General features: G+C 75.8%; 14 protein-coding genes. 4 read left to right on the forward strand and 10 right to left on the reverse strand.

The window, feature by feature from the left end; all coding sequences use genetic code 11:
• Positions 1–39: 39 nt before the first annotated feature.
• The 9 genes from AC0GKK_RS07450 to rimP form a co-directional block, all read right to left on the reverse strand.
• Entirely contained in the window at positions 40–1,515 is a 1,476-nt protein-coding gene (locus tag AC0GKK_RS07450; protein ID WP_489883468.1) for an MATE family efflux transporter, read from the reverse strand.
• On the reverse strand, positions 1,512–2,153 hold the full coding sequence (locus tag AC0GKK_RS07455; RefSeq protein ID WP_374231413.1) for a class I SAM-dependent methyltransferase: 642 nt from the start codon (positions 2,151–2,153) through the stop codon (positions 1,512–1,514). Before AC0GKK_RS07455 ends, AC0GKK_RS07450 begins: the two co-directional genes overlap by 4 nt.
• A gap of 129 nt (positions 2,154–2,282) precedes the next feature.
• Positions 2,283–3,281 (reverse strand): DHH family phosphoesterase, encoded by a 999-nt coding sequence (locus tag AC0GKK_RS07460; protein ID WP_476654163.1) that lies wholly within the window; start codon positions 3,279–3,281, stop codon positions 2,283–2,285.
• Positions 3,278–3,724, reverse strand: coding sequence for a 30S ribosome-binding factor RbfA (rbfA, locus tag AC0GKK_RS07465; protein WP_476654162.1), 447 nt, complete (start codon positions 3,722–3,724; stop codon positions 3,278–3,280). Before rbfA ends, AC0GKK_RS07460 begins: the two co-directional genes overlap by 4 nt.
• A gap of 144 nt (positions 3,725–3,868) precedes the next feature.
• Positions 3,869–4,162 carry a DUF503 domain-containing protein gene (locus tag AC0GKK_RS07470; protein ID WP_062401124.1) on the reverse strand — a complete coding sequence of 98 codons (294 nt, stop codon included), beginning with the start codon at positions 4,160–4,162 and terminating at the stop codon, positions 3,869–3,871.
• A gap of 69 nt (positions 4,163–4,231) precedes the next feature.
• Positions 4,232–7,261, reverse strand: a complete 3,030-nt coding sequence (infB, locus tag AC0GKK_RS07475) for a translation initiation factor IF-2 (RefSeq protein WP_489883469.1) — start codon at positions 7,259–7,261, stop codon at positions 4,232–4,234.
• A 97-nt stretch (positions 7,262–7,358) separates the two neighbouring features.
• Entirely contained in the window at positions 7,359–7,745 is a 387-nt protein-coding gene (locus tag AC0GKK_RS07480) for a YlxR family protein (protein ID WP_179760700.1), read from the reverse strand.
• A gap of 35 nt (positions 7,746–7,780) precedes the next feature.
• Entirely contained in the window at positions 7,781–8,824 is a 1,044-nt protein-coding gene (gene nusA, locus AC0GKK_RS07485) for a transcription termination factor NusA (RefSeq protein WP_489883470.1), read from the reverse strand.
• Positions 8,821–9,441, reverse strand: a complete 621-nt coding sequence (rimP, locus tag AC0GKK_RS07490) for a ribosome maturation factor RimP (protein ID WP_405418569.1) — start codon at positions 9,439–9,441, stop codon at positions 8,821–8,823. The genes nusA and rimP overlap by 4 nt, the downstream gene beginning before the upstream one ends.
• Positions 9,442–9,763: 322 nt before the next feature.
• Here rimP and AC0GKK_RS07495 point away from each other — a divergent pair, with 322 nt between their 5' ends.
• Positions 9,764–10,309: a hypothetical protein gene (locus AC0GKK_RS07495; RefSeq protein WP_489883471.1), complete on the forward strand. Its 546-nt coding sequence runs from the start codon at positions 9,764–9,766 to the stop codon at positions 10,307–10,309.
• Entirely contained in the window at positions 10,306–10,788 is a 483-nt protein-coding gene (locus AC0GKK_RS07500; RefSeq protein ID WP_062401114.1) for a ferritin-like domain-containing protein, read from the forward strand. Before AC0GKK_RS07495 ends, AC0GKK_RS07500 begins: the two co-directional genes overlap by 4 nt.
• A 13-nt stretch (positions 10,789–10,801) precedes the next feature.
• Here the strand turns inward: AC0GKK_RS07500 and AC0GKK_RS07505 are convergent, their stop codons facing one another.
• Positions 10,802–11,869: an aminotransferase class V-fold PLP-dependent enzyme gene (locus AC0GKK_RS07505; protein WP_489883472.1), complete on the reverse strand. Its 1,068-nt coding sequence runs from the start codon at positions 11,867–11,869 to the stop codon at positions 10,802–10,804.
• Between the two features lie 37 nt (positions 11,870–11,906).
• Between AC0GKK_RS07505 and AC0GKK_RS07510 the strand changes: the two genes are divergently transcribed.
• Both AC0GKK_RS07510 and AC0GKK_RS07515 read left to right on the forward strand, forming a co-directional pair.
• Positions 11,907–12,317, forward strand: coding sequence for a secondary thiamine-phosphate synthase enzyme YjbQ (locus tag AC0GKK_RS07510; RefSeq protein WP_208826695.1), 411 nt, complete (start codon positions 11,907–11,909; stop codon positions 12,315–12,317).
• A 408-nt stretch (positions 12,318–12,725) separates the two neighbouring features.
• Positions 12,726–13,190 (forward strand): hypothetical protein, encoded by a 465-nt coding sequence (locus AC0GKK_RS07515; RefSeq protein WP_489883473.1) that lies wholly within the window; start codon positions 12,726–12,728, stop codon positions 13,188–13,190.
• The last annotated feature ends 6 nt before the right edge of the window (positions 13,191–13,196 follow it).

Here is a 13,196-nt window from a genome sequence, read left to right on the forward strand (position 1 = left end):
CCGCTCGGCCGCCCGGGCTCCGTCGACGGGCCACGCGCGTCAGGCCCGGACCTCCCCCGGGACCGCCCAGCGCCCCGACCGCGCCCGCAGCCCCACCGCGACCAGGCGCACCACCATGAACGCGGCGAGCCCGGTCCAGATCCCGGCCAGCCCCCACCCGAACAGCAGCGACAGCCAGATCATCGGCAGGAACCCGCCGAGCGCGGCGAGCAGCGTCGTGGTGCGCAGGAAGGCCGCGTCACCGGCGCCGAGCAGCACGCCGTCCAGCGCGAACACCACCCCGGCGATCGGCTGCAGCGCGGTGAAGAACCACCACGCCGCGGGGATCGCCGCGAGGACCGCCGCGTCGCGGGTGAACACCGGCGGCAGGACGGGGTAGAGCGCGGCGAACAGCACGCCGAACCCGCAGCCGAGCACGAGGCCGTAGCGGGTGACCCGGGCGGCGAGCGACCGCGCCGGTCCGGTGTCCGCACGATCGCCGTCGGCACCGCGCCCGCCGTCCGCACCGTGTCCACCGTCCGCACCGTGTCCGCCGTCCGCACCGTGTCGGCCGTCCGCACCGTGTCGGCCGTCCGCACCGTGTCGGCCGTCCGCGCCACCCAGGGCGGCCCCGACCAGCGACTGCGCCGCGATCGCGACCGCGTCGAGCACCAGGGACTGGAACACCCACAGCTGCAGCACGATCTGGTGCGCGGCGACGGACTCGGACCCGAATCGGGCGGCCACCGCCGTCGCGGACAGGAAGCAGGCCTGGAACCCCAGCGACCGCACGATCAGGTCGCGGCCCATCGTCGCCTGCGAACGGAGCACCGCGGTGTCCGGGGCGAAGCGGACCGGGTCACCGGCGGGCGCGCGCCGTCGTTCGACGACCAGCGCCCGCAGGAACAGCGACGCCGCGACGGCCTGCCCCGCGACGTTGGCAACCGCCGAGCCCTCCAGCCCCCAGCCCGCCCAGTCCCCCGCCCCGTGCACCAGCAGCGGGCAGAGCAGCGCGGACAGCAGGTTGCCGCCGATCACGATCCACATCGGGCGACGGGTGTCCTGCACCCCGCGCATCCAGCCGTTGCCGGCCAGCGTCACCAGGACCAGCGGGGCACCGAGCAGCGCGATCCGCAGCCACGACACCGCGCCCTCGGCGATCACCGGGTCCCCGGCGAGCAGCCCCGCCAGCGGTGCCGCGGCGAGCTGTCCGAGCACGACGACCAGCAGCCCGACGCCCAGCGCCAGCCAGGTCGCCTGCACACCCTCCGCCACCGCGGCCGACCGGCGCCCGGCACCGTAGAACCGGGCCGCGCGCGCCGTCGTCCCGTAGGACAGGAACGTCAGCTGGGTCGTGACCTGCGCGAACAGCACCGCCGCGACGGCGAGCGAGGCCAGCGGCAGCCCACCCAGCCGCCCGACGACGGCGGTGTCGACCAGCAGGAACAGCGGCTCGGCCGCCAGCACCGGGAGCGCGGGCAGGGCGAGCCGGAGGATGTCACGGGGCCCGCCCGCGATGGGGGCGGACCGGGTCACCGACGGGGACGACGGCAGAGGAAGCAGAATGCGGGCGGCAGGTTGCGCCACACCGTGCGGGTCATCACGACCTCGTCGAACGTGTCGTGCAGGGCCGCCTTGAACCGCCGCGCCGAGGGCATCGGCAGGGTGTGGGAGTAGGCGAACGTCGCGAACGCACCGGTCTCCCCCACCGCCCCGACGACCTGGTCGAGGATCTCCTGCTGCATCGCCCGGTCGAACAGCGACCAGGGCAGCCCGGAGATCACCGCGTCGACCGAGGTGATGTCGCGCTCGGCGAGCAGCGACCCCAGCTTGCGGGCGTCACCGTTCACGACCTCGACGCCCGGGTGGCGGTCCTGCAGGAAGCGGGCCATCCGCGGGTCGAGCTCGACGGCCAGATGCCGGCCCTCCGGCGGGAGCCGCCTGCCGACCTGCGTGGTGACGGCGCCGGTGCCCGGCCCCAGCTCCACGACGACCGGCGCGCCGTGACCCGGCGCGATACGGGCCAGCTTGGCCGACAGCCGCGGCGAGCTCGGCCACACCGCACCCACCTGGGCCGGGTTGCGCAGCCAGGCCCGGAGGAACTCCGGCCACCCGCTGGGCTCGTTGCCGTGACTGTCGTCGCCCCCGCGGGCCGCAGCGGGCTCGGATCGCACCGCTCACCTCCTGGTCTCGCAGGACACGCTACGTGCCCCGGTGCCGCGACACCGGACCGCCCCGAGGTCCATCCGATCGTGGTGTCGCGGCGATGTACCCCGGATGAACCCGATCAACCGGGCACGTGCTCAGCGGGCCAGCTCCGCCCGGAGCAGCTCCAGGAGCCCGTCGCGGGTACCGGAGCGCTCGAACCCGGCGGCACCGGTGTGCCCGCCGCCGCCGAGCGTCGTCGCCACCCGGGACAGGTCCGGGGACCCGTTACCGCGCAGCGACACCGACCACTCCCCCGGTGCCGTCTCGGTCAGCAGCGCCGCCACCCCGCCCCCGGCCGCGGCCTGCAGCGGCCCGACCAGGGCGACCGTGCGGTCCCGGAACCGGGTCGCCGTCGCCACGTCGACGGCGGCCCATACCAGGTCGGCCCCCGCCGCGACGCCCGCCTCCCGGTGCGCCCCGGCCAGCACCGTGGCCTGCGCGGCGAGCCATGCGAACGGCACCGGACCGCCGATGTCCCGCAGCAGCGGCGCGGGCTCGGCACCGGCCTCGACGAGCTCGGCGCCCAGCCGGAGCGCCTCCGCACCACCCCGCCGGAAACCACCGGTGTCGGTGTAGAGCCCCGCGAACAGGGACCGGGCGAGGACCGCGTCCAGCGGGGCGCCCAGCTCGGCGAGCACCGCCCGGACGAGCGTCACCGTCGCCGGGGCGCCCGGGTCGACGAGGTACCGGTCCGTGAACGCCACGAACGACGCGTGGTGGTCCACCGCCAGCGACGACCCGGACGTGTCCAGCACCGGTTCCAGGTCCCCCAGCCGGCGGGACGACGAGATGTCGCAGCAGACCAGCAGGTCCGGCGCGCGCGGCGCGTCCACCGAGGCGACGACCAGCCCGTCGGGGTCGAGGGTGTCGACCAGCCCGGCGGGCACCGGGTCCGGCCCGCCGAACGACACGGTGACCGGGGTCCCCGCGCGGTGCAGCGCCGTGGCCAGGGCCAGGGCGCTGCCCGCGGCGTCCGCGTCGGGCCGGACGTGCCCGACCACGAGCACGTCACGGGCCCGGCGCAGCACCGCCGCGGCCCCGGCCGGGTCGACCGGACCGGGACCCGGGACGGGCTCGTGCGCGCCGCCGGTCACTCGGCGTCGGTCTCCCGCGGGGCCTTGTACGGGTCCGCGTCCCCCGCCGGCGACGCCGTGGCCGCCAGCCGGGCCACCTCCTCGTCGGAGGCGCGGGTGCGGGCCAGCAGCTCCTCCATCCGGCGGGCCGTGTCCGGCACCGCGTCCAGCACGAACGCGAGGCTCGGCGTGTGCCGCACCCCGGTCTGCTGCCCCACCCGGCTGCGGAGCACCCCGCTCGCGCTCTGCAGCGCGGCGGCGGCCCCCGCGGTGTCCGGCTCCTCCTCCAGCGAGGCACCCATGACCGTGTAGAACACGGTCGCCTCGCGCAGGTCGCCGGTGACACGGGTGTCGGTGATCGTCACCATCGCCAGCCGCGGATCCTTCACCTCGCGCTCGAGGGCCTCCGCGACGATCTGCGAGATCCGCTTCGCGAGCTTGCGCGCGCGGGCCTGGTCGACCATGTCCTGCTCCTTCCAGCGGGTCGTGCGAGCCCGAGTCTAGGCACGGGTCGCGGGGTCACGCCGCGTTCGATTCTCGGTCCTGCCGGTTCGTCCCCCGACCGCCGGGACGCGGTGCCGCTGCGTCCGTCCCCCGACCGCCGGGACTCAGTCGTCGTCGGGGCCGAACAGCCGGGTCCGGGCCGACAGCAGCTCCAGCTCGGGGCGGGCGGCCACCAGCCGCTCGCACCGCTCCAGCAGGGCACGGACGTGCCCCGCGTCGGCGGCGACACAGCTCACCCCGATCAGCGCACGGCGGTGCAGGTCCAGATGGCCCGCCTCGGCCGCCGCCACCTCGAACCGGCGCAGCTCGGCCAGCAGCGGACGCACCGCCGAACGCTTCTGCTTCAGCGACCGGACGTCGCCGAGCAGCACGTCACACTCCAGGGAGCCGACGTACACACACACCTCCGCTGACGCCGACGGGGCGGCCGGTGACCGGCCGCCCCGTCGGAGCGCGTTCGTCAGCCGCTAGTCGCGCGGCTTCTCCCGCATCTCGAACGTCTCGATGACGTCGTCGATCTTGATGTCGCCGTAGGTACCGAGCGTCAGACCGCACTCGAAGCCCTCGCGGACCTCGACCACGTCGTCCTTGAACCGGCGCAGCGACGAGATCGGGAGGTTCTCGTGGATCACCTTCGAGTCGCGCAGCAGGCGCGCCCGGGCGTTCCGGCGGATCTCCCCGCTCATCACCAGGCAACCGGCGATCGTGCCGAACTTCGAGGACTTGAAGACCTCGCGGACCTCCGCGCGGCCCAGCTCGACCTCCTCGTACTCCGGCTTGAGCATGCCCTTGAGGGCCGCCTCGATCTCGTCGATCGCCTGGTAGATCACCGAGTAGTAGCGGATCTCGACGCCCTCGCGGTTGGCCAGCTCGGTGGCCTTGCCCTCGGCACGGACGTTGAAGCCCATGACGATGACGTTGTCCGCGATGGCGAGGTTGATGTCGCCCTCGGTGATACCGCCGACGCCGCGGTGGATGACCCGCAGCTCGACCTCCTCACCCACGTCCAGCTTCATCAGGGCTTCCTCGAGCGCCTCGACGGTGCCCGAGTTGTCACCCTTGATGATCAGGTTGAGGGTGTTGGTCTCCTTCAGCGCGGCGTCCAGGTCCTCCAGGCTGACGCGCTTGCGACGGCTCGCCAGCTCGGCGTTCCGCTCGCGGGCACGCCGCCGGTCGGCGATCTGGCGCGCGACCCGGTCCTCGTCCACGACGAGGAACGTGTCGCCCGCACCCGGCACCGACGTCAGACCGATGACCTGCACCGGACGCGACGGGAGCGCCTCGGTGACGTCCTGGCCGTGCTCGTCGACCATGCGCCGGACGCGCCCGGAGGCGTCGCCGGCCACGACCGAGTCGCCGACCCGGAGCGTTCCGCGCTGGACCAGCACCGTGGCCACCGGGCCGCGACCGCGGTCCAGGTGACCCTCGATGGTGACGCCCTGCGCCTCCATCTCGGGGTTGGCCCGCAGGTCGAGCGCCGCGTCGGCGGTCAGCAGGATCGCCTCGAGCAGGGCCTCGATGTTGGTGCCCTGCTTCGCGGAGATGTCGACGAACATGGTGTCGCCGCCGTACTCCTCGGCCACCAGGTTGTACTCGGTGAGCTGCTGGCGGATCTTCTGCGGGTTCGCACCCTCGACGTCGATCTTGTTGACCGCGACGACGATCGGCAGACCGGCCGCCTGCGCGTGGTTGATCGACTCGACGGTCTGCGGCATCACGCCGTCGTCCGCCGCCACCACGATGACCGCGATGTCGGTGGACTTCGCACCACGGGCACGCATGGCGGTGAACGCCTCGTGACCCGGGGTGTCGATGAAGGTGATGAGCCGCTCCTCGCCCTCGAGCTCGGCCGCGACCTGGTAGGCGCCGATGTGCTGGGTGATGCCGCCGGCCTCGCCCTCACGGACGTTCGCCTTGCGGACCGTGTCCAGCAGCCGCGTCTTGCCGTGGTCGACGTGACCCATGACGGTCACGACCGGCGGACGTGCCTCGAGCGCGTCCTCGTCGCCCGGGTCACCGAACTCGATGTCGAACGACTCCAGCAGCGCACGGTCCTCCTCCTCGGGGGAGACGACCTGCACGCGGTAGTTCATCTCCTGGCCGAGCAGCTCCAGGATCTCGTCCGAGACCGACGCGGTGGCCGTGACCATCTCACCGAGGTGGAACAACACCTGCACCAGCGAGGCTGGGTTGGCGTTGATCTTCTCGGCGAAGTCGGTCAGCGACGCGCCACGCGGCAGCCGGATCGTCTCGCCGTTGCCCTTGGGCAGGCGGACGCCGCCCACCGAGGGCGCGGCCATGGCGTCGTACTCCTGGCGCTTCTGCCGCTTCGACTTGCGACCCTTGCGGGCCGGACCGCCGGGACGGCCGAACGCACCCGCGGCACCGCCGCGACCACGCGCACCGCCACCACCGGGACGACCACGGAAACCACCGGCCGGGGGCGGACCACCGGGACCGCCGCCACCGGGACGGAAACCGCCGCCACCGCCACCGGGACGACCGCCACCGGGGCCGCCACGGCCACCGCCGGGGCCACCACGACCGCCGCCGGGGCCACCACGGCCACCGGCACCGGCGCCGGGACGCCCGGCAGCCGGACGCGCGGGCATCATGCCCGGGTTCGGCCGCGGAGGCATGTTGCCCGGGTTCGGACGGGGACCGCCCGAACCCGGAGCGCCGCCCGGACGGGGCGGACGCGGCGGAGCCTCACCGGAACGCGCGGCCGGAGCCTCGGGACGGCCGCCGCCCTGCTGGCCGCCACCGCCCTGCTGGGGCTGCGGCGGGCCGGGACGCGGGCCCGGCTTGGGCGAACCCTGGCCGACGCCGAACGGGTTGTTGCCGACGCGCGGCTGGCGCGGGCCCGGACGGGCGCCACGCTCGCCGGGCTGGCCGGCGGGACGCGGGGCGCCGCCGCCCTGGCCACCCTGTCCCTGTCCCTGGCCCGGACGGGGCGCGGGGGCGGGCTTCGGCGCGGCCGGACCCGGCTTCGGGGCCGCCGGACCGGGCTTCGGCGCGGCGGAACCGGGCCGCGGCGCGGCCGGGGCCTCGGCGGCCGCGGCGGGGGTCTCGACGGCCGGAGCCGCCGGGGCCTGTGGGCCGGGCTTGGGCGCGGCCGGTCCCGGCTTCGGGACGTCGGTGCGCGCCGCGGGCTGCGCCGGCGACGGGGCACCCGGGGTGGGTGCCGCGGGGGCCGGCGGACCCGGACGCGGGCCGGGCTTGGGGGCCGGACCCGGGGTCGGGCGCGACGGCGACGGGGCGCCGGAGCCACCGGCGCGCGGACGACCGCCACCGGGCGCACCGGAACCGCGGCGCTGACCGCCGGCGGCGCCCCCACCGGAGGCCATCGCGTCGCGCAGCTTGCGCGCGACCGGGGCCTCCACGGTGGAGGAGGGGGACTTCACATACTCCCCCAGGTCCTGCAGCTTGCTGAGGACCTGCTTACTGCTGATTCCGAGCTCTTTCGCGAGCTCGTGCACGCGGGCCTTGCCTGCCACTGCTCTCCTCATCCTGACCGGAGGCCGGGCGGCAGCATCCCGCTCGACCTCGAACCTAGTGTCGAAGCACGTTCATGGTGCGATCTTCACTGCTGGCTCATGACTGGTCGACCTTGCTTTCTTCCGATGACGGGTCCGAGAGGTTCCCGGGCCCCAGCGGGTCGCGCGACTCCTGCAGCCACCGCCTGACGGCGGTGACGTCCGGTGCCGAGCGGACGCGTAACGCCCGGGCGAACGCCGAGCGTCGCTCGGCCCTGTCCAGGCACCCCGTCGAGAGGTGCAACCAGGCACCCCGTCCGGGGAGACGGCGGCGCGGATCCGGAATGCAACGTCCGTTCTCCACGACCACCCGCAACAATACGTCGGCCCGTTCCCGGGTCCGGCACCCCACACAGGTCCGGATCGGAACCGACCGGGTGTGCGTGGGCGACGGTCCGCGACCGCGGGCCGGTGACGAGTGTAGCGCAGAGCGGTCCTCGGGCATTCCCTCGCCCGGCCCCTGCTGTTGATCTCCGTCGGTCAGGACGGCTCCCCGGCGGGGTCGACCGGCCCACCGTCGGGGGTGACCGGGTCACGCGGGTCGGCGTCACTGCGGATGTCGATCTTCCAGCCGGTGAGCCGGGCGGCGAGACGGGCGTTCTGCCCCTCCTTGCCGATCGCCAGCGACAGCTGGAAGTCCGGCACGACGACGCGGGCGATCCGGGCGCGCTCGTCGAGCACGGTCACCGAGACCACCTTCGACGGCGAGAGCGCGTTGCCGACGAACTCGGCCGGGTCCTCGGACCAGTCGATGATGTCGATCTTCTCGCCGGCCAGCTCGCCCATCACACCGCGCACCCGGGCACCCATCGGGCCGATGCAGGCGCCCTTGGCGTTGAGCCCGGAGCGGGTCGAGCGCACCGCGATCTTGGAACGGAACCCGGCCTCACGGGCCACCGAGACGATCTCGACGGAGCCGTCGACGAGCTCGGGCACCTCGAGGGCGAACAGCTTCCGCACCAGGTTCGGGTGGGTCCGCGAGAGTGTGATCGAGGTGCCCCGCGGGCCGCGGTTCACGCCGATGACGAAGCAGCGGATCCGGTCGCCGTGCCGGTAGACCTCACCCGGCACCTGCTCGGCGGCGGGCAGCACGGCCTCGGTGCCGCCGGAGAGCTCGACCACGACGACGCCGCGGGCGTTGGCGCGCGCGTCGCGCTGCACGATGCCCGCGACGACCTCGCCCTCCTTGGTGGAGAACTCGCCGTAGGTGCGTTCGTGCTCGGCGTCGCGCAGCCGCTGCAGGATGACCTGGCGGGCGGTGGTCGCCGCGATCCGGCCGAAGCCCTCCGGGGTGTCGTCGAACTCCGGGCCGGGGGTGCCGTCCTCGGAGGCGTCGGCCGCGTCGCGGACCATGACCCGCACCACACCGGTCTTGCGGTCGATGTCGACGCGGGCGTCCGCGTGGTGGCCGTCGGTGTGCCGGTAGGCGGTGAGCAGCGCCGTCTCGATGGCCGAGAGGACCGTCTCGAACGGGATCTCCTTGTCCCGCTCGATCGCGCGCAGCGCGGGGATGTCGACGTTCACCGGTTCTCCTCGTCGCGGACGGTCTCGGCGGCGCCGCCGTCGTGGTTCGTGGGGGCCCCGTCGGCCCCGTCGGTGCTGCCGGACAGCGCGTCCGGGTCGAGCAGTGCGGTCTCGGCGGGCGGTGCGGGCTTGAACTCGACCTGCACCTGGGCGTGCCGGATCCCGGCGAGCGGGATCTCCCGCCGTTCCGGCGCCTTCCGGCCGGGGACCGCGACGGCGACCGTGTCGCCGTCGAGCCGGCCGACCCGGGCCTCGACGACGGTGCCGTCGGTCAGGGTGATCCGCGCCAGGCGCAGGTAGGCCCGCCGCCAGTGCCGGGGCTCGGTGAGCGGCCGGTCGATCCCGGGCGAGGTCACCTCGAGCGTGTACGAGCCCTCGATGAGGTGCTCGTGCGGGTCCAGCTCGGCAGCCGCGGAGCGGCTGAGCCGGGCGATGACGTCGAGGTCGATGCCGGTCGCGGGCGAGGACTCGGGCAGGTCGACGACGAGCTTGACCGAGTGCCGTCGCCCGGCGGTGCGGACCTCCACGGCGTCGATCTCCAGCCCGGCCCCGTGGACCACCGGCTCGAGCACGCCGCGCAGCTGGTCTGCCAGCTGTGCGGGGTCCGGACTGCGCATCGGGTGACTCTCCTCGTGTCAGGGTGCCCGCCGCGGTGGCGACCGGTCGGCGGGGCTTCGGGTGGGCGTCGATCGTGGTGCCGTGACCGCCGGTGGGCGGGCACGTCGGACGCGTGCGGACGGCATGCGACGTCGGCGCCGCACACCGCGACGCGTCCGGCCGGGACCGGACGGTGCCGGTGACGGTGGGGACGGCCGACGAGCCTAGCGCGTCGGCCCGGCGGGCCGCCGGTCGGTGGCCCGTCGGTGGGCGGTCGTCCGCGGCCCGGGCGGGCACGGTCGGTGCCGGGCGGCCCGGCACGTGCTGGCAGCATGACCCGACGTGAACGACCGCGAGCCATCCGTGTCGCCCCGGGTGTCCCCGGCCGGGCCGCCGCCGTCGGTGGCCCCGTCGCCGGTGACCCGCCGCGGCGGTGTCCGCCCGACGCGGCGTCAGGTGCTGGCCACCGCGGCCGCGGTGGCCGCGGTGGTGCCGCTGGCGGGCTGCTCGAGCGCGACGACGCGCACCGAGGACGCCTCCGACGCCCTGCTCGCGCTCGCCGACGCGGCCCGGTCCGACGCCGCGCTGATCGTCGCCGCGGTGACCGGCGACCCGTCGCTCGCGGGCCGGCTGGAGCCGCTGCGCGCGGCCCGGATGGAGCACGCCGCCGCGCTGGACCAGGCGGGCGGGCGCACTCCCGGCCAGATCGCCGCCCCCGCGACACCGCCGTCGGGGGACCTCGCCGCGGTGCGCGACGCGGTCGCCGGGTCGGCCCGCAGCGCGGGCGAGGTCGTCCCCCGAGCCTCGGCGCTGCAGGTGGGTCTGGTCGCGGAGGTCGCCGCCTGCTGCGCCACCTACGCGGCGGTCCTGACCGGGGCGCCGGCGTGAGCGCGGGTCCTCGGCCGCGGCAGTCCTCCGACGACGAGCCGCAGGTCCCCCAGGTCACCGTCGAGGCGCTGCAGCGGGCACTCGCCTGCGAGCACGCGGCGCTGTGGGCGTACAAGATGGCGCTCGCGTTCATCCCGCCGGAGTGGGCGACCCGGGCCCGCGGCGACATCGAGGCCCACACCACCCTGCGCGGCCAGATCACCCAGACCCTGTCCGACATCGGGCAGCGGCCGGTCTCGGCGCAGCCGGCGTACGCGGCCCCGCAGCCCGTCGTCGACGGGGTGTCGGCCGGGGCGCTGCTGGTGTCGGCCGAGACCGACGCGATCGCCGCCTGGCGGTCGGTGACCGAGCGGTCGTCGTCGGTCCCGCTGCGCGAGGCCGGGCTGAAGGCGATGGTCGAGTGCACCGGCCGGCTCGCGTACTGGCGCGGGGTCACCGAGCGGTCCCCCGTCGTGCCGGTGTTCCCCGGCCGCAGCTGAGGGGTCGCGGCGCTCAGCGGAGCGCCGCGGCGGCCGCCTCGACGTCGTCGGGGGTGGTCGACAGGTGGAACGCCAGCCGGGCGGCCCCGTCTCGCACGGCCGCGGTGATCCCGGCCGCGGCCAGCCGGTCGGCGGCCCCCTCGGCGCGCACCGACACGATGGCCGACCCGGCGGGCGGCATCCCGAGCCGCTCGCGCAGGGTGTCGGCGAGACCGACGCAGTGCGCGCGCAGGCCGTCGGCGTCGAGCGAGGCCAGCCAGGGCAGCGTCACCGCGGCGCCGGCGTGGGCGAACCAGACGGGGGCCTCCTCGCCGCCTGCCGGTCCGGGCCGCGCGGGCGGGTCCGGGGTGTAGAGCCCGCCGCCCCAGCGGTCCCGGTTGCCGTACCAGCCCGCGGAGTGCGGGACGGGCTCCGGCCAGCAGGCCCCGGCGGGCGGCCCGTCCACCCACGACGGACGCCGGGCCAGCCAGGCGGTGCCGCGCGGCGCGAGCAGCCACTTGTACCCGGCCCCGACGACGGCGTCGGCGTCGTGCAGACGCAGCGGGAGCCACCCGGCGGCCTGGGTGACGTCGAACAGCAGCCGCACGCCGCTGCGGGCGCGGGCGGCGAGCAGCGCGTCGACGTCGGCGATCGCGCCGTCGGCGGACTGCACCACCGACACCGCGACGAGGTCGTGGTCGGCGGCGTGGGCCGCCAGCTCCGGGAGCGGCACCTCGGTCACCCGGACCCCGCGGTGGGCCTGCACCGCGAACGGCCGGGTCACCGAGGAGAACTCGCCGCGGGCGACGAGCACGCGGGTGCCGTCGGGCACCGACGCGGCGAGCGGACCGATCAGGCCGGAGGTCGTGGCGCCCTGCGCGACGTCGGCGACCGGCACCCCGGTGATCGCGGCGAACCCCGCGCGGGCCGCCTCGACGTCGTCGTCGAAGTCCTTCGGCGAGGCCGCGCCGACCGCCCAGCGCGCCACGACGTCGGCGACCACCGCCGACGCCCGCAGCGGCGGGATGCCGATGCTCGCGGTGTTCAGGTAGCCGGGCCGGTGTGGCAGTTCCCACCCGGCGACGGTGACGGTGTCGTCCACGCTGCCCGAGCGTAGTGAGCGTCCTAGTGTCTCCGGCGTGCACAGCGAGCTGATCGAGATCCGGACCGGTTCCGAGGAGACCGTCGTGGACCTGACGCACCGGATCGAACGCTTCCTGTCCGACTGCGGTGCCGGTGACGGCCTGCTCAACGTCTTCGTGCCGCACGCGACGGCAGGCATCGCCGTCATCGAGACCGGCGCGGGCAGCGACTCCGACCTGCTCGAGCATCTGCGCGAGCTGCTCCCCGCCGACGACCGGTGGCGGCACCGGCACGGCAGCTCCGGGCACGGGCGCGACCACGTACTGCCCGCGTTCGTGCCGCCGTCGACGACGGTGCCGGTGATCGACGGCCGTCCGGCGCTGGGGACCTGGCAGTCGATCTGCCTGGTCGACACCAACATCGACAACCCGACGCGTTCGGTACGGCTGACGCTGCTGCCTGGCTGAGCCCCGCCGCACGCCCCGGACCGCCGGGCGACCACGGCCGCCCGCCCGACGGAACACCGCACCGGGGTCGCGCGACACCGCCGTACGCTGCGCCGGTGACCTCCGGCCGGACGACGACGACCGACCGCCCGGCTCCCGCGACACCGTCGCGCCCGGGCGACCCCTCCCCGGATCCGGGCGACGGCTGCGTCCCGCGCTGGCCGCCGCCGTCGCCGTGCTGGTCGTGGCCGGCGCGGTGGCCGGGCTCGGCGGCATCCGCCCGGACTCCACCACCGCCACCCCGGCCGGATCGGCCGGACCGGCCGCCCCGCACCCGCCCCGGCCGCGGAGCCCGCCGCGTTCGCCGTCACGCCCCCGCCCGGTTGGACGGCCCCGACCGCCGGCGCGCCCGCCCTGGACGTGTTCGGGGTGCCGTTCGCCCGGCTCGCCGAGGCGCCGCCGTTCGCCGCGGGCGACTGCCCCGTCGGCGCCGCGCCGCGCGGGGTCGCCGCGGCCGCACTCGTCGCCGTCCCGGCCGGGACGACGGTCGAGCAGGCCGCGCAGGCGTTCGCCCGCGGCGCCGGGGAGTCGGCCTACGCCGGCTCCGCACCGCAGGTGGCGGTCGGGCCGCCCGGACCACGTCCGGGCAGCGGTGAACCGGGGACGTGGGTCGAGGCCACGGTCCGCACCGACGGCACCGCGTCGGGGGCCGGCGGGTGCCGCGCCACCGACGGCGCGGTCGGTGTGCTGGCGGTCCCTCGCACCCAGGCCCGGGACGGGTCGGTCGGCGTCGCGATGCTGGTCGTCGCCGCGGACGCGGGCGGCGGTTCGGGCGACGCGGTCCCCCGCTCGGCCCTCACCGACCTCGCCGCCTCGGCGGTCCGCCCCGGCTGATCGGAG

The sequence above is a fragment of the Pseudonocardia sp. P-1 genome (assembly GCF_058111925.1).